At 59.9% G+C, this 19,967-nt stretch carries 20 protein-coding genes; 12 read left to right on the top strand and 8 right to left on the bottom strand.

Annotation, left to right across the window (positions count from 1 at the left end; all coding sequences use genetic code 11):
• Window positions 1–192 precede the first annotated feature (192 nt).
• A complete protein-coding gene (locus KF814_12195; GenBank protein MBX3236906.1) occupies window positions 193–621 on the top strand; it encodes a hypothetical protein in 429 nt (142 codons plus the stop codon).
• Between the two features lie 21 nt (window positions 622–642).
• Here the strand turns inward: KF814_12195 and KF814_12200 are convergent, their stop codons facing one another.
• Window positions 643–1,368, bottom strand: a complete 726-nt coding sequence (locus KF814_12200) for an HAD family phosphatase (protein ID MBX3236907.1) — start codon at window positions 1,366–1,368, stop codon at window positions 643–645.
• Window positions 1,369–1,514: 146 nt separating this feature from the next.
• Between KF814_12200 and KF814_12205 the strand changes: the two genes are divergently transcribed.
• Window positions 1,515–3,539, top strand: a complete 2,025-nt coding sequence (locus KF814_12205; GenBank protein ID MBX3236908.1) for a cation:proton antiporter — start codon at window positions 1,515–1,517, stop codon at window positions 3,537–3,539.
• Between the two features lie 207 nt (window positions 3,540–3,746).
• Here KF814_12205 and KF814_12210 read toward each other — a convergent pair whose 3' ends face one another.
• Entirely contained in the window at window positions 3,747–4,835 is a 1,089-nt protein-coding gene (locus KF814_12210) for an aromatic ring-hydroxylating dioxygenase subunit alpha (protein MBX3236909.1), read from the bottom strand.
• A gap of 231 nt (window positions 4,836–5,066) precedes the next feature.
• Here KF814_12210 and KF814_12215 point away from each other — a divergent pair, with 231 nt between their 5' ends.
• The 6 genes from KF814_12215 (at window position 5,067) to KF814_12240 (ending at window position 9,020) form a co-directional block, all read left to right on the top strand.
• Window positions 5,067–5,597 (top strand): DsrE/DsrF/DrsH-like family protein, encoded by a 531-nt coding sequence (locus KF814_12215; protein ID MBX3236910.1) that lies wholly within the window; start codon window positions 5,067–5,069, stop codon window positions 5,595–5,597.
• Between the two features lie 35 nt (window positions 5,598–5,632).
• The gene (locus tag KF814_12220; protein MBX3236911.1) at window positions 5,633–5,875 is read left to right on the top strand and encodes a sulfurtransferase TusA family protein; all 243 of its coding nucleotides are present in this window, start codon (window positions 5,633–5,635) and stop codon (window positions 5,873–5,875) included.
• Between the two features lie 147 nt (window positions 5,876–6,022).
• The gene (gene ftcD / locus KF814_12225) at window positions 6,023–7,594 is read left to right on the top strand and encodes a glutamate formimidoyltransferase (protein ID MBX3236912.1); all 1,572 of its coding nucleotides are present in this window, start codon (window positions 6,023–6,025) and stop codon (window positions 7,592–7,594) included.
• Between the two features lie 23 nt (window positions 7,595–7,617).
• Window positions 7,618–7,812 carry a 30S ribosomal protein S21 gene (rpsU, locus tag KF814_12230; protein ID MBX3236913.1) on the top strand — a complete coding sequence of 65 codons (195 nt, stop codon included), beginning with the start codon at window positions 7,618–7,620 and terminating at the stop codon, window positions 7,810–7,812.
• 66 nt (window positions 7,813–7,878) lie between these two features.
• Window positions 7,879–8,538, top strand: coding sequence for an endonuclease III (locus KF814_12235; GenBank protein ID MBX3236914.1), 660 nt, complete (start codon window positions 7,879–7,881; stop codon window positions 8,536–8,538).
• 89 nt (window positions 8,539–8,627) lie between these two features.
• A complete protein-coding gene (locus tag KF814_12240; protein ID MBX3236915.1) occupies window positions 8,628–9,020 on the top strand; it encodes a hypothetical protein in 393 nt (130 codons plus the stop codon).
• 1 nt (window position 9,021) lies between these two features.
• Here KF814_12240 and KF814_12245 read toward each other — a convergent pair whose 3' ends face one another.
• Together KF814_12245 and KF814_12250 are read right to left on the bottom strand one after the other, a co-directional pair.
• On the bottom strand, window positions 9,022–9,441 hold the full coding sequence (locus tag KF814_12245) for a hypothetical protein (GenBank protein ID MBX3236916.1): 420 nt from the start codon (window positions 9,439–9,441) through the stop codon (window positions 9,022–9,024).
• A gap of 21 nt (window positions 9,442–9,462) precedes the next feature.
• Window positions 9,463–9,822: a hypothetical protein gene (locus KF814_12250; protein MBX3236917.1), complete on the bottom strand. Its 360-nt coding sequence runs from the start codon at window positions 9,820–9,822 to the stop codon at window positions 9,463–9,465.
• Between the two features lie 121 nt (window positions 9,823–9,943).
• Here KF814_12250 and KF814_12255 point away from each other — a divergent pair, with 121 nt between their 5' ends.
• The 3 genes from KF814_12255 (at window position 9,944) to KF814_12265 (ending at window position 13,541) form a co-directional block, all read left to right on the top strand.
• Window positions 9,944–10,378 carry a hypothetical protein gene (locus KF814_12255; protein ID MBX3236918.1) on the top strand — a complete coding sequence of 145 codons (435 nt, stop codon included), beginning with the start codon at window positions 9,944–9,946 and terminating at the stop codon, window positions 10,376–10,378.
• A gap of 91 nt (window positions 10,379–10,469) precedes the next feature.
• Window positions 10,470–13,115, top strand: coding sequence for a DNA polymerase I (polA, locus tag KF814_12260; GenBank protein ID MBX3236919.1), 2,646 nt, complete (start codon window positions 10,470–10,472; stop codon window positions 13,113–13,115).
• A gap of 39 nt (window positions 13,116–13,154) precedes the next feature.
• Window positions 13,155–13,541, top strand: coding sequence for a metallopeptidase family protein (locus tag KF814_12265; protein ID MBX3236920.1), 387 nt, complete (start codon window positions 13,155–13,157; stop codon window positions 13,539–13,541).
• A 247-nt stretch (window positions 13,542–13,788) separates the two neighbouring features.
• On the opposite strand, the gene KF814_12270 is transcribed toward KF814_12265, so the two are convergent.
• From KF814_12270 to KF814_12285, 4 genes are all read right to left on the bottom strand, one after another.
• Entirely contained in the window at window positions 13,789–15,468 is a 1,680-nt protein-coding gene (locus KF814_12270; GenBank protein ID MBX3236921.1) for a glycosyltransferase family 39 protein, read from the bottom strand.
• Between the two features lie 101 nt (window positions 15,469–15,569).
• Window positions 15,570–16,823, bottom strand: coding sequence for a hypothetical protein (locus KF814_12275; GenBank protein ID MBX3236922.1), 1,254 nt, complete (start codon window positions 16,821–16,823; stop codon window positions 15,570–15,572).
• A gap of 72 nt (window positions 16,824–16,895) precedes the next feature.
• Window positions 16,896–17,435, bottom strand: a complete 540-nt coding sequence (locus KF814_12280; protein ID MBX3236923.1) for an LPP20 family lipoprotein — start codon at window positions 17,433–17,435, stop codon at window positions 16,896–16,898.
• Window positions 17,435–18,718, bottom strand: coding sequence for a hypothetical protein (locus KF814_12285; protein MBX3236924.1), 1,284 nt, complete (start codon window positions 18,716–18,718; stop codon window positions 17,435–17,437). The genes KF814_12280 and KF814_12285 overlap by 1 nt, the downstream gene beginning before the upstream one ends.
• A gap of 188 nt (window positions 18,719–18,906) precedes the next feature.
• Here KF814_12285 and KF814_12290 point away from each other — a divergent pair, with 188 nt between their 5' ends.
• Window positions 18,907–19,953 carry an alkaline phosphatase family protein gene (locus tag KF814_12290; protein ID MBX3236925.1) on the top strand — a complete coding sequence of 349 codons (1,047 nt, stop codon included), beginning with the start codon at window positions 18,907–18,909 and terminating at the stop codon, window positions 19,951–19,953.
• Window positions 19,954–19,967: the final 14 nt, after the last annotated feature.

Consider the following 19,967-nt stretch of genomic DNA (forward strand, 5'->3'; position numbering starts at 1 on the left):
GAGGGAAGTCGTCCTGTGCCTATGCATAGCCTAGGAGGGACAAATGACGCAAGGGGAGATCGAGAGTGAGACACACCTGACACATTTTCGAGACAGCCTCGCGACTGGAGTCGAGTTCGAGCCCGCAGATTTATCAAAGATTTTCGCTTGGCCTGCTTGTTGCTCTCTTTTTCGATGTTGTAGAGTGTGACTATGCACGATCACGTTCCTCAGCCCGCTTCATTCAGTATGACCGGTTCCGCCCTGGTTCGGGGTTGCTGTCTGTTCTTGGCCGTGGTCGCTGGAAATGGCCTCGCATCGGCGGAGGAGGCAACCTCGGAGTATCCGGCCCTTTCGGGACTGCGCAGTCCGATCGGGGCAGAGGGAACCGACAGCCCTCCCGCAGTGGAAGCCAGGCAGGACCTCGTCCGCCAGGCCCCATCCATCAGCGGCAAATTCCAAGTGCGCGATCAGACCTTTCTGCCTTTTGTTGGGGCCGGGTTCAGTGCCGGCTATGCGTCGGAGCGGGATCGCGCTCTAGGGACCGACCTCTCTTCCCAATCCTCAGGTCTGCTCGGAAACGGGCTGTCGAAGGGATTCATGCCCAACGAGTTTCAAATGGGAATTAAGATTCCGTTCTAGCCACTGTCGGCCTCGCCTGCCTCAATTTGGATACCCATTGCCTCGCGTCTCGATTTCTTTCAGGACTTGGCTTGGATCCGCTCCCGCCAGAGTCTTGAGCACGAGCGTGGCTTCTCCCAGTTGCGCGGCAGGGTAGGTGGTCGCCAATGCCAAGACCGGCATCCCGGCCCGCAGCGCTGCCTGAATCCCGGCGCGGGAATCCTCGACCACCAGGCATTCATCGACTCGCAAGAGCGGCGGCTTCGGCGACCGGGCGTTCAATAGGCGGAGCGTATAGTCATATATCGCCGGGTCCGGTTTGCCGATTGGGCAGTCGTCGGCGGAGACGATAATCTCAAAGGCCTCTTCGATGGGTGTCTCCCGCAAGGCATGGAGAATCTGTTCGCGCCGGCCTCCGGAGGCCACGGCCAATCGGACCATCTTGCCGGCCTGTTGGACGAAGTCGACGACACCGAGAAACAGGGCCGGCTTGTGATCGGCTGTATAGGCCCGAAAGAGGTCGGCCTTGCGCGCCGTGATGGCAGCATGGACTGCCGGGTCACATCGCCCGTCCCGCGCCGTGAGCAGGGCCGTGGTGCAGGTGCGTTCGTCCATGCCGAGGTATGAGCCGTAGTACTCGTCCTTGCTCAGGGAGAGGCCCTGTTCCGCCAACGCCGATTGAAAGCACAGGAGATGCGGGGTTTCATCGTCGGCAATGACCCCGTTGAAGTCGAAAATGATGGCTCGAATCCGTCTTGCGCGCAGCATGGCGTTTCCTTTTGGCGGGTCACCATACCCGACGGCGTACAGCGGGACAAGCGGTTCCGCTTGTTCAGCCGGGGTACCTAGGGTATGCTGCCAGTCGGTATCACTCCTGTTCCAACCCCGGACACCACCGATTTTCTTGTGAGGATATGAGCGATTACGCAGTCTTAGGCGATCTCCTCGTCATTTTTGCGGTTTCAACCGTCGTCGTCTTCATCTTCCATCAGTTTCGTTTGCCCTCTATTGCAGGCTTCCTGGTGGCAGGCGCGTTGATTGGTCCGCACGGGCTGCATTTGATTCCCGACGCCTCTCAGGTACAGGCGCTTGCCGAAATCGGCATCGTGCTGTTGCTGTTCACCATCGGTATCGAGTTTTCTTCAGTCCATTTTGCGACCGCGAAGCGCATTCTGGCGGTGGCGGCGCCGGCACAGGTCGGGGGCGTGCTGATACTCGCGCTTCTGGTTGCTCTCGCGGCTGGACTGAGCTATCAGCAGGGTATCTTCTGGGGTTTTCTCCTCTCGCTCAGCAGCACGGCCATCGTCCTCAAGGCGCTATCGGAGCGAGGCGACAGCGATTCCTATCACGGCCACGCGACCGTGGCGATCCTGATTTTCCAGGACCTTGCCGTGGTCGCCATGATGTTGATTACGCCGATTTTGGCGACACCGACCGGCAGCGCGCTGGGTGCGGTGTTGCTGACGCTCGTGAAGGCGGGGGTCGTGGTCGGTCTCATCGTGGCGGCCGCTTGGTACATCGTGCCGCCGTTGCTGCAGCATATCGTGCGTAGTCGCAGTCGCGAGCTGTTCTTGCTCTCGATCATCGTTTTGTGTTTGGGAATCGCCTGGCTAACGTCGCTCGGGGGGCTGTCGCTCGCACTCGGGGCGTTCATCGCAGGCCTCGTCATCGCCGAATCCGAATACAGCCATCAGGCCCTGGCGGAGGTTCTGCCGTTCCGCGACAGTTTCAACAGCTTGTTCTTCGTTTCCATCGGCGTCCTGATGGATCCACGGGTCGTTTTGAACCATCCGTTCGTGGTGGCCGGCCTGCTGGTGGCGGTGATTCTGGGAAAGTTTCTGACCGGGGCCGCCGCGATGCTGGCAGCCGGCTCGCCGCCACGGTCCGCCGTTCTGACGGGCGTTGCCCTTGCGCAGGTCGGAGAGTTCAGTTTCATCTTGGCGCAGGTCGGGCAGGAAGCCGGTTTATTGACCGGGGATTTGTATCAACTGTTCTTGGCTGTGTCGGTGCTCTCGATGGTGGTGACTCCGTTTTTGATGCAATGGTCTCCTTCCCTGGCTCGACGGATCGAGGCGGTACAGCGGATGCGGCGATGGCTGCCGGAACGGACGGCGGCGCATGTGGCCCAGTTGGAAGGGCACCAGGTTCGGATCAAGGACCACGTCATCATCGTCGGGTATGGCTTGAATGGACGCAATCTCGCCCGCGTGCTGGGGGAAACGGAGATCCCCTACGTTGCGCTCGACTTGGACGGGGACACGGTGCGGCGGGAATCACGGCACGGCGTCCCGATCTACTACGGCGACGGGGCCAATGCCAACGTGCTGCGGCACATGCGTATCGACGACGCCAAGGTGCTCGTGGTGGCGATCTCCGATCCCTTCACGGCGCGTCGGACCGTGCAGGTCGCCAAGGGGTTGAATCCGAAACTCCATATCGTGGTCCGAACCCGGTACTTGCGTGAGTTGGAAGAACTCCATCAATTGGGCGCCGATGACGTCGTGCCCGAGGAGTTCGAAACCTCAATCGAAATCTTCGCGCTTGTCCTGCGCACTTACAGCTTGCCGCAGGAGTTTGTCGTGCGAAAGGCGGAGCAGGTGCGGCGGGAAGGCTATGCGCTGCTCAGGCGGAGCGAGATGCCGGAACTGGCTCACCACCTCAGGGGCGGGACGCTCACCGACGTCGAAGTGGAAACCTGCCGCATCGACGAAGACTCGCCGTCCTCAGGGAAATCGCTGGCGGAGTTGTCGATCAGGCCGAGGTCCGGCGCTTCGATTATCGCTTGGACTCGGAACCAGGTCACGCAGTCCAATCCCTCCGAAAAGGTGCGACTACAGTCCGGCGATATCGTCACCCTCCTCGGCTCCCGCGACCAGATCCGGCGGGCCATGGCGCTGCTGAACGAACCAGGCGCAGGTACCAGCCAGCACGTGGTGTGAGGCGGATCTCGTGAAGCGTGGTTCGTCTCGCGGCCGATTCGCTCCGATCTCGTGACGAGATACGCTGCACGAACAACGTCTTCAGGATGTCAAATTGTCCGATCAGCGAGACCGCAGCGAACGGTGATCTGAGGCGTACAACGAGTTGGACGTTGAGGCCCGCCGTGATGCGAGAACAAAGCTGCAGGCAGTTTCACCGGCCTGACGCTAGCTGCGCCAGCGGAGAGTAACCCGCTCCTTCAGCGGATGGTCGAGTGGTTGACCGGTTTGCACGGCCGTGAGGTGGGCGGCCTTGAGCTTGTAGTACCACTTGGCGGGCGTATCGGCGTCGTCGATCAGCATCAGCGCCGGTTTGTACTTGAGGCCCACTGCTTGCCGTTCCATCGCCTGCTTATCCTGTTGCATGAAGACGTTCGCCGCATAGCGAAAAAGCGGCTTGATCAGGGGTAGCCAACGAAAGGCGTTCCAGGCTGCCATGAAATCAATCCGGCATTGCTGGTCGTTGATCGGCGTCACGGTGGCGCGGGTTGAGACGAACAGTGAGCCGCACTGCACGAACTCGAATCGCTGGTTGGGCAGGACGAAGTCGATAGTGGTCGTGAGCGGTCCTCCATAAAACATGTTGAGGAGTTTATAGGGACCGCTGTTTTTGGACGGCGCGTGGGGGACCATGCGGAAGCCATTCGGAATCGGTTCGTAGGTCTTGGCCTTGTCGTGCATGCTGGCTTGCGTCCGCCACCAGGAGCTCTGATGGACGAAGGGACCGTGGGCCGGATCCATGAGGCCGACGATGCCATCGTCGATCGTGCAATCGAGGACCGTCGAAATCTGGAGCGTGCGGCAGGGCTCGGATGGAATCGGCAAGCGAGGGACTTCCGGAACCGGACGATCTGGCTGCTGGGGGTCGGCGAAATACACCCATATATAGCCGTCGTATTCACGGCAGGGGTAGGTGGCAATGCCGATCTTTTCGGGTTTGAGCGGTGAGCCTTCGATCAGGGCCGGTATATGGCGGCAGCGCCCGCCTTTGTCGAACTGCCACCCGTGATAGGCGCATTCGACCAACTCGCCGTCGAACTGTCCGTACGAGAGCGGCATGCCGCGATGGGGACAGATGTCCCGCATCGCCGCGACCTCTCCCTGTTTCGTGCGGCAGACCAGAACCGGCTGACCAAGCAGCACCTGGGTATTCATCTGTCCTGGCGACAACGATGAACTGGTGGTGGCCGGATACCAAAAACCCAAGAGCGGGGCGCTTTTGGTAGGTTTCAATTCGGTGATGAGGTCCGTGTGCATGGGCAGTTAGGGTACCGATCGCAATCCCAGGATGCTGTCGAATTACCGAACGGACTATAGCGATGGAGCTACGGCAGGTCAAGCAAGCGGATGCATGAGCCTGAGGGCTTATGGGCCGCGCCCGGCGGGGTGTTGGGGGCCTGTTTCTTGACAAAAAAAACAGGCGGAGACTATAGTCAATTTCCGATCAGTCGAACTCCGACATCGCCTTCGGGCGACGCGAGGTGAGTGATGAATACCGCACAAATTGAGCCGACTGCCACGCTGGCGGAGTTGCGCGAATCCAAGCCGGACCGTGTCACGATCGTCCTGTTGAGCGGCGATATGGACAAGGCGATGGCGGCGTTCATCATTGCCACCGGTGCCGCGGCGATGGGGATGCAGGTGACGATGTTTTTCACGTTTTGGGGGTTGAACACGATTCGCCGCAAGGGTGCCACGAGTTCGGCCAGTGACTGGCTCCGGCGCATGTTCGGATTGATCAATAAAGGCGGCGCGGAAGGATTACCGTTGTCCCGGTTCCATTTTTGGGGCCTGGGAACGAAGATGATGCAGAAGGTCATGAAGCAAAATCGGATGCCGGGGGTGCCGGAATTGATGGAGACCGCCCTGGATTTGGGCGTCCGCTTCATCGCATGCACGACCACGATGGGACTCATGGGCATTACGAAGGATACCCTGATCGAAGGCATCGATCAGTTCGCCGGGGTGACGACCTACTTGGCGGAAGCCAAGCAGGGAAGCGTGAATCTCTTTATCTAACTGGCGTCTACAAACGGAATGAGTGAAAGGCCACGATGCAGGCTGATGTGAAACTGGATACGCTCGGGTACTTTTGCCCAATGCCGATCATTCTGACTTCCAAGAAGATCAAGGAACTGGCGACCGGGCAGGTGCTGGAAGTCGTCTCCGACGACGAGGGCATCAAGAAGGATATGCCGGCCTGGTGCCAGACCACCGGGCACGAGATGGTGGCGATGGAAGAAGAACAGAGCGCATCCAAGCGCATTTACAAAGCCTTTGTTAAGAAGACGAAGTAGAGGCGAGCACACTCCCGCAGGTCGGGGTGGATGGGGAGAGCAAGCCGGAGGGCAGCGCGAGCGAGCCCCCGGCTTTTTTGTTTCACGGCATTGGAGTGGACCGGGATGTGTTCCCGGGTGGACAGTGGGAGCGAGTAGGGAGCAGGAGTGAATCAAGTCGTCGAGTGCGTGCCCAATTTCAGTGAGGGGCGAAACGAGGAGACGCTGCGGCTGTTAATTGCGGCCGTGCGTTCGGTGGCGGGCGTGGCGCTCTTGGATCAGACCATGGATCCCGACCACAATCGCTCCGTGCTGACCTTCGCGGGGCGCCCCTATGCGGTGGCGGAGGCGGCGTTTCAAGCGGCTCGAGTGGCATCCGAGATGATCGATTTGCGCAGTCATCAGGGCGAGCATCCCCGAGTCGGCGCGGTCGACGTCATCCCCTTCATCCCGATCCGGGGCGTCAGTATGCAGGACTGTGTGCAGTTGTCGCAGATGGTGGCTCAGCGCATCGGCAACGAACTCAAGATTCCTGTGTTTTTGTATGAGCAGGCGGCGTCGCGTCCGGAGCGCACCAACCTCGAGTGGATTCGTAAAGGCGGACTCCGGGCTTTGGCGGATCGGATGGCCGGTGATCCTGCCTGGACGCCGGACTTCGGTCCCAAGCGTCCGCACGAAACGGCCGGAGCAACGGTAGTCGGGGCTCGGCCCCCGTTGATTGCGTTCAACGTCAACCTGCGCTCGCGCGATCTCGCTACGGCCAAGGCCATCGCCAAGACGGTCCGTCAGTCCGGCGGCGGGCTCAAGTGCGTCAAAGCAATCGGCATCAATCTGGAGAGTCGAGGTTTGGTGCAGGTTTCGATGAACCTGACGAACTTTGAGGACACATCCCTGTCTGCCGCATTGGCTGCGGTGCGACGGGAGGCCGAATTGAGGGGCATCGAGGTGGCGGGCACGGAATTCGTGGGTCTCGTCCCTCAGCAGGCCTTGCTCGATGTGGTCCAGCAGGCGCTCCTTGTCGAGCGCTTCGATGGCACGCAGATTTTGGAGATGCGTCTCGAGGCCAACGAGTCCCGCGAGGCGGTCGGCAGGCTCACTGCTCCAGCACCGATTCCGGCTCAGACGAAGGAAAAGCCTGCCGTCGGCAAAACGTCGGTTCCGGAGGGTGCAGGAGTCGAAGGTCAGACGTTGACCGGCGGGAGCGTCGGCGCCCTGTCCGCAGCGTTCGCAGCGGCGCTCGGTGTGATGGTCGCCAAACTTGCGAGAGCCCGCTCAGTTGAAAACCGATTGGCTGAGATTCGAACCAGGCTGCATGAGTTGGTTCAGGCTGACCGAGATGCCTATGCCAAAGTGCTGCAGGCGGTTCGGCTGCCGGCAAAGGATCCCGCTCGTGACCTGCAACGCGCGTCTGGCCTTCTCGGCGCGACGGAGGTCCCGTTGGAAATCGTGAAGCTTTCCTGCGAGCTGATCCCGCTTCTGCGAGGGTTGTTCGATCGGGCGAACCATGAAGTGCATCCGGACCTCAAAATGGGGATTGCACTGGCTGATGCAGTGATCGACGGCTGTCTCGCGATGGTGCAAGAGAATATGAAAGATCAACCAAATCAGAGGCTTATCGGATCGATTCGAACACGATTGGCGGCGGCGGAACAAAAACTTGTAGAAGAAAAAGCGCTGTGCTACACTCCCGCGTCTGACCAATGGTCAAAAAAAATCCTGGATATTCTGAAACTTCGGTGAAGGGGAGTCTAAGGTAGCTGACGATGGAAATTAAGGTCTTCAATAATAACGTTGAGAAAGCGCTCAAGGTCGCCAAGAAAAAGTTGGCAGGTGAAGGACTGTTCCGCGAACTTAAGCGACGCCGGTATTACGAAAAGCCCAGCGTTCGCCGGAAAGCCAAGGAGCGGGAAGCTCAACGTCGTCGGCAGAAGTGGTTGGCGAAGCGTCGGTCGGACTAGTCTCCCCACTCTTCTCTTCCGTCACACATCGGGTCCATTCCCGCACAGTTTCCTGTCGGCAGGTTCATGGAACCGGGCGAGATTCATCCTGCGCTTCGCATCGTCACCCGCGACATCACCCAATGGCAGGAACCTGTCGTCGGGGTCGTGGCCAGGAGGTCGGACCGTGATCCCTTCCTGGTGCTGATCTCCTGCCTGCTCAGTCTCCGAACCAAAGACAAAACGACTGCCGAGGCGAGTGATCGGTTGTTCGCGCTTGCCGCGACTCCTGCCGCAATGCGGGAGTTGTCATTGCCCGCCATCGAGAAGGCCATCTACCCGGTCGGATTTTACCGAACCAAGGCGAAACAGATTCAGAGAATCTGCACCCAGCTGCTCGAGGAGTTCGGGGGGGTAGTGCCCGATACGATCGAGCAACTCATCACACTTCCCGGCGTTGGCCGGAAGACCGCTAATCTCGTTGTAACGGTGGGGTATCAAAAACCCGGTATTTGCGTGGATATTCACGTGCACCGGATTTGCAACCGTTGGGGGTATGTAAAGACCAAGACGCCTGAGGAGACCGAACAGGCCTTGCGTGCCAAGTTACCGCCCCGGTACTGGATTACCTTCAACGACTTGCTCGTTCCTTACGGGCAAAACCTCTGCCAACCCGTCTCCCCCTTTTGCAGCCGCTGTCGGATCGTGAAGTATTGCGATCGGGTCGGTGTCACGAAAAGTCGCTAGCCCAGGGATTTTCCTAGCTCCTTTGTCGGTGTGCCGGCGGTTATATCCCCTACGCGAGGTCAATCAGGCATAGACACAGGAGGTGTACCATGCCCGACATCAATGCGCCCTACTATCCGCAACTACGGAGCGATGCGATCAAAGCCCAAATCGACCAACTCGAATCGCTCGAACGTCGAACTTCAGCCAATCCCTCCTTCGATGCGTTTGACGCGGACACGCAGGAGATCCTCGGCCGGATCTACGGGAAGGACCATCAATACTTGGAGTTCTATCAATATGCCACGCTGGGAGAGGCGGAAGCCTTGGTGAATTTGCCGGAGTCCGCGCAGGAGCCGCTCACGCGGGATCTGACCAAGACCGGTTTGCAACAACGCCGCCAAGTGTTAGAAAGCCTGCTGACCGAATTGGAAGGATTGGAGTCGGCTGAATCGGACTTGCTGGAGGGAGAAGACCGGGAAGATCCGCCCGGCCTCAGCTAACTCAGATAAACAACTTCGTTTCCGCTTGCGCAGTGAGGCTCAAGATTGCCGGGAGCCCGAGGACTTCGTCGACGTTCCGCTCGACGGCACCCGGTTCGACCCCCATATATTCTAAACCGGCGCTGCAGGCGATGAGGCGGAAACGCCCGACCAGGCGGGCTTCGTGAAGCATCTCGCTGATCCTGGGAACCTTCTTCTCTTTCAGCAAACGAGCGACTTGCTCCGCCGAGCCAGCGTATTCCGGTGGGAAGTCGAGCTCATCGATCCTCCCCTCGGCCAATTTCTTGATGGTCCAAAACAAGAGCACCACGATTACGTCTTTACCCATAGCGGCGGCGGTCAGGCCCAAGGTGGCGACCTGATGAAGTTTGTCGTAGGTGGCGTTATGGGCGAAAATGACGAACTTGGGCTGATTCGGCATGGTGATGATGGCGTCGCTGGGTTACTTTGATTGTTGCCGGGTCTTTACGCTGTTCACGAAGTCGGTGATGGCGGCATCGATTTCGGAGGGGCTCATTGATCGGTCATGGGTTTCGCTCTCATCCACGAGATAGCGCGGGCCGTCCTTCTCCTGTCGAACCACCACGGAATTTTCCGGGGTGACCTCGACGCGCATGAACCACTCCTTGTTCCCCCTGGTAATCACCACTTCCTTGCCGAGCCCGATTTTGGTGATTTCGATTTGCAGACCGGCTTCAGTAGTGGACGTCGTGGAATCCGCGGCCTTGGCCGGACCGGAAGAGTGAATGACTCCCAGCATGGTCATTCCCAAGATCAGGGCCAGCAGGGGAAGGCCCATCACGGGCGCAGCATGTGTGGAGCGAGCCTGCATGGGTGAGAATTATAGCCCGAGGTCGTGGGGTACGTAAACCGCCGTTGCCGAACCCTTTTCGCCGCTCGGACCCCCATGCTAGGATGCGCCGATCATGAACGACCTGATGGCCCAGATTTCCTCGTATGTGCCCGGACAACTGCTGATCTGGTTGGCCGTCTCCTCGGTGTTCATGTTCGTCGGGACGCTGGTCGCGATTCCCATCATTTTGATGAGGTTGCCTGCGGACTATTTTGATGTTCGCAAACCTCGCCCCTGGATGGAAAACCATCACCCGGTTCTTCGTCTGATCGGGCACATCGTCAAGAATGTGGTGGGGGCCATTTTTCTGTTTGCCGGATTCCTGATGCTCTTTCTTCCTGGGCAGGGCGTGCTGACCATGTTGATCGGCCTCTCGTTGATTGAGTTCCCCGGGAAGCGAAAGCTCGAGGCCAAGATCGTCGGGCAATCCACTGTGTTGAGCACGATCAACTCGATGCGAGCCAAGTTCGACAAGCCGCCGCTCATTATCGCTCCCGATCCCTAGCATTCGGTCGTCAGCGCTCGACAGAGAGCGTTCGAATGCGCAATTTCGATCCATTCCGCCTTTCCCGCTGATAGCAGAGAAGGTTTTTCCCATGGCGACACTCTACTTGATCGACGGCAGCGCTTACATCTATCGAGCCTTCTTCGCGCTCCCGCCGCTGTCCAATTCCAAGGGGCTCCAGACCAACGCCGTTTACGGCTTCACGGTCATGTTGCAGAAGATTCTGCGCGAACATCATCCGGATTTTGTGACCGTGGCATTCGATGAACGGGGACCGACGCTGCGGCATGAAGAGTTCAAGGAATACAAGGCGCATCGACCGCCCATGCCGGACGGGATGAGCGCTCAGATTCCTCTGATTCATCGCGTCGTCGAGGCCATGGCGGTTCCGATCGTAAAACAGGCCGGGTTTGAGGCCGATGACCTGATCGGAACGTTGGCGCGAAAGGCCGAAGCGGCCGGCATCGACGTGGTCATCGTGACCAGCGACAAGGACATGTTCCAACTGCTGACGCCCCGCACCCGTATCTATGACCCCGTCAAAGAGAAATGGTTTGCGGAGGCCGACTCGTTGATCCGTTTCGGCGTGGAACCGGCGCGCGTGGTCGAAATCATGGGGTTGATGGGGGACACCAGCGACAACATTCCCGGCGTAAAGGGCATCGGGGAAAAAACCGCGGTGAAGTTGATCACGCAGTTCGGCACGATCGAGCAATTGCTGGCGCGTCTCGACGAGGTAACCCCCGCACGCATCAAGCAGCTCTTAGTCGATCAGGGCGAGCAGGCGCGGATGAGCAAGCGGTTGGCGACGATTCAGCTGGATTGTCCGGTGGAGTTTGTCCCTGACCAACTCAAGGCAGCTTCGCCCCATGCTGACGCGTTGCTGGCGTTGTTCCGTGAATTGGAATTCACTACCCTTGCCAAGGCCGTTCAGTCGACACAACCGGTGGTGGAGCAGGCCGCGGTGGTCGTGCGCCGGATCGATGACGCGAAGGCGGCGACGGCGTTCGCTCATCGCCTGCGGGAGGGGGGGGTGGTCGGTGTCCAGGGTATGCTGACCGGGGAACCCGCTGTGCGTGCGCAGTTCCAGGGATTGGCGCTGTCTGGGGGGCCAGGCGAAACCGTCTTTGTTCAGGGCGAACCGGACGCCTGGCCGGATTCGATCAAGGATTCACTGCACGGCGATCGATGGCGGAAGGCGGCCCATGATCTCAAGCCGTTGCTGTTGGCTTGCCTGCGGCAGAGTTTCGAGGTCGGCTCCAACTGGTTCGACACGATGATTGCGGACTATCTCTTGAATCCGAACCGGCGGGACCACACGATTGAGGTGGTGGCGCTCGAGGCGAGCGGTAGGCGGATCGGGGCGGACCAACCGGATCAAAAGGCGCACGCGCCGCAGTCGTTGTTCGACGTGGATGAAGGGTTGATGCATCGGGCGGGCGAATCCGCGCTGGCGGTGGCCGAAGCGGTTCCGGCGCTCACAGAGCGTCTCAAGGAACAAGGCAGCCTGTCGCTGTTCGAGCAGGTGGAGATGCCGCTGGTTCCCGTGCTGGCCGACATCGAACGGAACGGGTTCCTGCTCGACGTTGAGGGGCTGCAGGGGTTGAGCAAGGAGCTGGACCGCGAACTGACCGTGATGATGGGGAGCATTCATCATCTGGCCGGGGGAGAGTTCAACATCGGGTCGCCGAAGCAGTTGGCGACGGTTCTGTTCGAGAAGCTGGGGCTCAAACCGTTGCGGAAGACAAAGACCGGCTACTCCACCGACGAAGACACGCTCACCCAACTGGCTGCGCAGCATGATCTGCCGGCCCAGATCCTCAACTATCGGACGCTGACGAAGCTGAAATCCACCTACGTGGACGCCTTGCCGCAATTGGTGAATCCTGAGACGGGTCGGCTCCATACGTCGCTGAATCAAACGGTTGCGGCGACCGGTCGGTTGTCCTCCACCGATCCCAATCTGCAAAACATTCCCGTAAAGGGCGAGTATGGACTGCGCATTCGGGAAGCGTTCATCGCTCCGAAGGGGCACACCCTGCTCTGTGCCGACTATAGCCAAATCGAGCCGCGCATCCTGGCGCATCTTTCCCAAGACCCGCGCCTGTTGCAGATCTTCGAACAGGGCGAGGATATTCACATGGCCACGGCCGTGGAGATTTTCCGGCTCTCGCGCGATCAGATCACGCGGGAGATGCGGCGGGCGGCCAAGGGCGTCGTGTTCGGCATCGTATACGGGATCAGCCCGTTTGGGCTTGCCGGCAACATCGGTGTGTCCCAAGCCGAAGCCAAGAAGTACATTGAGACTTATTTCGAACGCTACCCCGGCGTGCGGGCCTTGATGGACAAGAACATCGCCGACGGGAAGTCCAAGGGCTACACGACGACGATCCTCGGCCGCCGACGCCCCATTCCCGAGCTGCAGAGCGGCGACCAGACACAACGTGGATTCGGTGAGCGCATGGCGGTGAACAGTCCGATCCAGGGCTCGGCCGCCGACCTCATCAAGGTGGCGATGATCAATGTGCACCGGCGTCTGAAGGCGGAACTTCCAACCACAAAAATGATTCTCCAAGTGCACGACGAATTAATCTTCGAAACACCTGCGCGTGAGCTGGAGCAGGCGAAGGTGCTGGTGAAACAGGAGATGGAGGCCACCGGCTCAAAGCTCGGAATTTCGGTGCCGTTAAAAGTGGATGTTGGAGTGGGGCGTAATTGGCGAGTCGCCCATCCATAGGTGGGCACCACGATACTCATGACGCGTCACGAGATATGCATGTCTCCCCGAAAGCGCGCATTGACGATAAGCGAATCGGAGTTCCAGGACCTGGTGCGGCAGGCACTGGATGGGCTTCCGGAGGAATACGCCAAGTTGATTGTCGATGTCGCGGTGGTTGTGGAGGAAGAACCGACACCGGAGGTCCTAGCCGACCTCGATATGGACGAGAACGACGACCTGCTCGGCCTCTACCAAGGGCAATCCATCGACAAGGACTCCTTCTTCGGTCCCGCCGGCAACCTGCCAGCCAGAATTTCCATTTATCGCGGACCGATTCTCAGGCTGTGTCGAACCAGGCGAGAAGTGGTGCAGGAAGTGCGCGACACCGTCGTGCATGAGATCGGACATCATTTCGGACTCACCGACGACGATATGCCCTACTAGCGGCCGAGAGAAGGACTGGTTGCGGCGTTTTCGGTCGCACCGCAGGGTTTTCGAAACCCTTTTTTGATGAGAGAAGGTGCGGATCTTTTCAAGGAGGGTTTGAGACTGTACGTCGTGAATTGACTCACTTGAGACTATCCGGGTGGAGGTAGCTTCAGAATGTTACTTCGCCCACCTAGCGAGGATCCGTTCCAGCCCCCAGTAGATGCTCTTTCCAACCGAGGCTAGTTCGTTAAGCTCAAACCCATCATTTGGATTCTGCCGCGTGTCTTTGGATCAGGTAGTACGGTTTCCCCTTCTTCTCCAATCCCTCTCGAGGTTTGCCCGTTGCGAGCAGGGTCCATAAGTCGCTGAATCCGAGGGGTGGGTAGGTCACACCACATTCCTCGATTTCGTAACCAGGTAAACCGACAAAGGCTTGATGAAGGGCGCGCGATCCAAGCATGAACGGAAACTGATGGAGCGTTGTCTCGTCCGCTTCCTCCCGAAATTCTTGCAGCATGATTTTCCCGCCGCTGAGCAGCCTAATCTGATTGGCGACCGAGGGACGCAGTCCGACGGCGGCAATGCTGTCAGGTACAGGCGAAAGCTGGAGTAGCCGGCGGGTGATTTCGTCTGCCGGAGAGGTGACCACAACCGGCTTGAGGAATTGTTCGAGCGTGGCGAAACCAGCCATGATCGTGAGGCTGAGGGTGAGCAGGACCGGAAGGCTTCGGCGGCGGAACGTGAGGACATGCAGAATGGAAGAGAGGGCGACGACCATTGAGCCGCCGAAGATGATGCGATGGTCCATCCTTGCGCCGAGGACTGTCAGCAGCCCCCCGACCACGAAGCTGCCGGCTAAAAGCCACTGCACCAGACGAGCTGCGCGGTAGGCGGCGAATTCTTCCCGTGTGAATTGCCGCAGCAGATCGGCCAGCAGGAGGGCCAGGAGCGGATAAGTGGGAAGAAGATAGCGGCTGCGCATTAGATTGCCGAGTGAGAACACCAGAATGCTGAGCCCAAGCCAGCCAAGCACGAACCAGATCAGGCGTCGGTGTTGGTCGAGATAGGAGCGAAGCAGATCGCGCTGCGTCACGGCGACGGCCCCGAGCACCACCAGCCAGGGGGCGAAGAACCTGAGCGGAGTCAGGCTGTAGAGCAGCAGGTTCGTGAATAGGAAGGTCTGGGCGCCTTCGAGCCGTTCGCCGATCTGATCGTCGAACATCGTCGAAATCGCTTGGGGCCCGCGAAGCAGTAGCACGCCGAGAAACCAGGAGCAGGCAACGGCGATGCCGGCCAGCATCCATCCGCGGTGGATCAGGCCGCTGGAATCGTGACCGGATGATGGAGCGAAGCGGGCCATGCCCCATAAGAAGGGCAAGAGCAGCAGCGGGAGGAGCCCCTTCGTCGCGATTGCCAGGCCTGCCCCCACATAGAGCAGCGCGTGCCAGCGGGATTCGTTGCGACCGTTCAGCAACAGTTCCACCGCGCCCCACAGGCTTGTGGTGATGAATAGGCATTGGAGTATGTCCGGCGTCGATTTCGAAGCCGATTCCATGAACTGAATGTTGGAGGCCAAGATTGCCGCAGCTAAGATGCCGGTCGTACGGTCATGCGTGGCGGAGCGCGCGAGCAGATAGGTTACCCACAGGGTGCAGGCGCCGGCGAGGAGAAAGGGCAATCGGGAAGCGAACAGACTGATGCCGAGCGAAAGGTAGCTCGCGACGAGGACCCAATAGGTCAGGATCGGTTTACGGAAGCGAACCGTCCCGTCCGCGTATTTGGGAGTGAGGTAGTCACCCGTGCGGACCATTTCGATGGCGGCGTTGGTGTACCAGCCTTCGTCGAAGTGATAACGCGACAGGAGCGGAAGCGATCCGATCAGTGCGAGGATGAAGCACAAGACAATGACGGCGACGGACGGATGCCGGCTGTCAGATGGCATTGGGGGCGTGGAGGAGGGGGACTTCTCCGGCATCGTAGGCGACACGGGCGAAGAGTGGCACAGCGGATTGGCGGGAGGCAAGCGCTGGTTGAAGCCCGACGTTAGGCGTAGAGGCGAGATACGGTTTCGTTCAGGGTGAACAACATCCGATCGACCCTGGTATAGACGGCGTGGCCGAAGTAATGGTCGCGGACGTTGGCCGAGCCCGTGCAGTCCTTGTAATCGACCAGTAAGCATTGGCCTTCGCTGGGGAAGCGGCAGGCACGGCGCGCGCATTCCACCCAGCGCTCGAATCCGTCGTAGGGTTCCACCATTTCCCACACTGCCTTGTTTGCCGCCTTTGCCTGTTCTGAAGCCGGCACGGCATCGGTGCCCGCGGCCGCCAACTCCTGGACATAGTCGCCACCCCAGGCAATCGGCATCTCCATCGTGACCTGCGGCAGTTCCATCTTCGACAACCACGTCTTGCCGTCGGTCCGCAGATTGCGATGGTTCACGATATGGAGCAACTTGCCCATCCCCGACGGGTCCCAACCATAACGGACGGGCGTTCCGAGGGTGACGGCGTCCAGGGCCGCTCCGTTCATCAAGGTTCCGGCTGCGAGCAACGGTTCGATCCGCTGGATGCGCTGAGCATCGGCACCCGGCTGCGCAGTCGTCAACAGGTCGAGCAATCGCTTGCGTCCGGTGATCGGTGAAGGACAAAGGAGATTCGACGCCAGCGCGACGACGAGGCCTGCCTGTCCATGCGCATAGATCAATAGTCGATCGCCGGTGGTCCACCGTTGTTCAGTCACAATTGCGTGGAGGCGATCCAGCAGGCGGCAGGCTGCCAATGCGCGGCCCAGATGATGATGCTCGCCGGACCACAGCTCTCGCAGGCAGAGGATCGGTCGATCGGTTTTCTGATTCAGGGCCTTGCGGCATTGCTCGACGTAAGCAGCCGTGAAATTGCCTGCGTCGCCGAGTTGCTCGTCAAGTAAGGTTTTCGTGGCATCATCGTTCGGTAGCGGTGGGGTAAGCCCTCCCGGCAGGGGTGTGATGCCGTTGTCGCCTTCACGCATCAGCGACAGCAACGCATCGAGACCTGAGATCCCACGCGAGTAGCCGCGCTTGAGGCCGCCCACCTCATCCAGTCGTCCCATCCCGAACACGTCGGTTCCGGGAATCGATCCATGAAGGAAGAGGATGCCGCGCACACCGGCTCGGCTGAGCTGTTGGCCCAGTTTCCCCATGGCCTCTTGCCAAGTTGGAGAGTCGGGCGTGGCGGTCGCGGCAAATTCAGTCGTTCCCAGTCGCTCGGCGGGGTTCTTCCGGGACAACTCGTCGTGCTGAAAATTGTTTTCGATCGGCATGGGAGGTCTGTCATACCCGAAAGCGGGCGCAGAGTTCAACGGGATGCGAGGCAGGAAATGCGGCGTAGCAATTCAATGAGGGGAGCCGGGGTCCGCTTGGGAGAGGCGATGCTTCGGCATCACTGCGGTGGCGGAACAGGTCTTGGCCTCCTCGTCGATGCGACGGTCGATGATGGTGACGCCCTGGAGATACTCTTGCACGATTTCTTCGCGTATGACTTCGATGTCCTGTTCCGGTTCTCGTCCGGTCCTCTCACGGACCCGGTCGGTGGCATGTTCCTTGATGAGCACACGGATCTGCTTGGCCAGGTCACTCCGCGCGGCCAACTCGGATACCCGCTGGCAGATCAGTTTCCCCTTGGCCAGGTCGCCCTGTCCGTGCCCGACCAATTGTTGCTCGTTGGATTCGATCATCGGCGCCGCGCCCCGTCGTTCTCCTGGCAGATGTGACGGTGGGCGTTCTTGCTCCCTCGTGCCAAGCTGCTGAAAAGCCTGGTCGGCATGCTTCCGCACCGTTTGAGGCGAGGTGTCCGCCGGCTGCGCCAGGCTTGTGAAGAGCGCACAGGTGAGCAGGCACGCCATCGATGCGGAGGTCCGTCGAATAGACTCCATTATTTGACTCCCGGACTCAGCCCCTGGGTGGGGGCACTGGACGGTGCCGTAGTCGGAGCCTGTGCAGGGCGCTGACTGTGATGTGATGCGGGCGAATGAAATTGTTGTACGCCGGGCGGTGGCAGCGGTTGCCCGGGCGTGGACATGCCGGAGCCGCCTGGTTGCATCGTATGCAACGTCGGCGGCGGCTGGAGCCGGCCGGCAGGCCCCGGCACCTGTTGGTACATGCGGTCCATCAACCCTCCCGGCCGTTGTGGTGAGGTTCCTGATCGGGTCGGAACCTGAATGATGGTCACCGAGCTGCCGACGGCCGGAGGCTGCCCGGTTGGATTAGGCAAGAGCGGGTTTAGCTGATAGACGCTCGACAGTTGACGCGTATTCCCCGGCGCGTTGTTCGACGATATCGCCGGCGGCGAAGTCGCTGCTCCGGGGATGGCGATGCCCGGCCAGGTTGTGATAGCCGATGGCAGAGGCGGGCGTGGAGGCTGCGGCGGCGCGGGCGGAGTCTTGGTGGCAATGACCTGCTGCGCCCATGCCACATGAGGATTGTTGGGATTCAAATTGGCCGCGACGGCCAGCATCGCCTGGACCTGTGCCAGACCGGTGGCGGGGGGCATCAGCGGAACGAGGAGTGCCCAGTCCGTCCAGGCTTGAGCCACCATGCCGTTGGATTGCGTACGGTTCAATAGACCCTCGCGCTGCTGACTGAGCGTTCGTGCCTGGTCCGCCGAGGTGGCAGTTGCCAATGCCTGATTCGCGCGATCCAACTCCTGTTGGAGTTGCTCGACCTCCTGGTGGAGGGTGAGGAGCTCCTGCCGTGCATCCTCGTTTTGCCGGAGTGCGGTAATCGCGCGTTGGACCTCATCCGTATCGACCTGAGCGGTGAGGATGACCTTGATAACCACGGTATCTTCCTCAAGCAGAGTCTTGGTTTGCTGGTCCAACACCAGGACCATACCGGCGGTGTAACTGCGGAGTTCGTCTTGCGTCACGTCCAGGTTTCGGACAACCGTGATGCTTTCCAGGTACGTCGCCACCTGCTCCAGAGCCTGCCGTTTCGCCTGTTCGGCCGCAAGACGCACTCCGTCATCTTTCGTTTCTCGATCTGAGAGACGATGGAGCCCTTCGCCGGTGACGACACGCGTCTCCGCAAAGAGCTGGTCAGGAACGACGTTCAGGACGCTTGCGAGGGCGAGGCAGCCACAAAGAATGAGCAGGTAATGCCGGTGAGACCCCCATTGGGTTGCGCGTGGTACGCCCTTGTGCCAGATTCCGGAGGGCATCGCCTGACCACCAAATTATGAGGGCAATTGAGGGCTCGATCGGGGCTCGATTCGACCTGTTGAGCATAGCATCGAAGGGCCGCAAACGCCAGGATTGACGCGGCTCCTTCCGTATATCGCCATACCTTGCCTTCGCCGAAAACAGCGTGTTAAGGTACCTATCCCCTTGTGAAAGAAAGGAAAGCGTTGTGAAATCCGCCAAGCTCTCCCCACAGCTATATATGGTTCTCGTTGTCCTTTGCGTGCTTAGTGTTCTGCTGGGTCCGGCTGCATTCGGTGCTTCTTCGGCCTGGTCTGCCAAGGGAACGGGCGAAGCTCCGGCGGCGGTGCCCGGGATTGATACGGAGCATGTGATTCTCTTTGTGTTGGAAGGGGTGGATCAGGAGGCCCTCAAGAGCGGCGCCATGCCGGCGTTGTCGGGGTTGGCTAAGAACGGCTCGGCGACTTGGGCGGCTACCGCAGTGGCGCCGGCCCGTCGGCTGCCGACGATGGCGTCGCTCGTGACTGGGATGCCGGTAGACAAGCACGGCATTACCTGGAACTTCTTTGAGTTCAGCCGCGGCTACCCCCGGCACCCCACGATGTTCGACTACCTGGACTTGAGCGGCGGGCGTGACAGCGCCATCTTTTTGATGGATGAATCGCTGTATCAGCTGGCCAAGCCCGAGCCCTATACCGACTACCAGATGTGCGGCCCGTTGCGGCCCGAGTGCACACCGGACCGGTTGGTCAGCTATATCAAGGACTATTTCCGAAAGGCGACCAGCGGCTCAGGTCACGGACACGCGATTTTGTCGTTGCCCCATCTTCTGGTCGTGCACTTACCGCAGGCTGGACGGGTAGGGGAGGCGCAGGGTTGGAAGTCCCCTGCGTACAAAGAGTCCCTGAAGACTGTCGACAAGGCCATGAACTCCGTGCTGGACCTGTATCGGCAGCTTGGGCTCTTGAGCCGGACCACGATCTTCGCGACCTCGCTGAGTGCAGTCGGCGAAGGGCAATTCTCTTCCGGCGAGGGACCTGCTGCTCCGTCTGCCGCTGTGCCGGTCGTTCCCTGGATTGCTTCCGGCGTCGGGATCAAGCCCGGCTATGCGATTCGTCAGCCGGTTTCGATCATGGATACCGGAGCGACTGTGATGCGGGCTCTCGGTTTGGAGACGCACACGGAATGGGACAGCCACGCGGTCGAAGAAATCTTTAAAACCGCATCCACCGCATCCGCTTCATCCAAGCAATAGAAAAGTAAGGTGCT

It is taken from the genome of Nitrospiraceae bacterium (assembly GCA_019637075.1).
In the GTDB taxonomy this organism is placed as follows: domain Bacteria; phylum Nitrospirota; class Nitrospiria; order Nitrospirales; family Nitrospiraceae; genus JAHBWI01.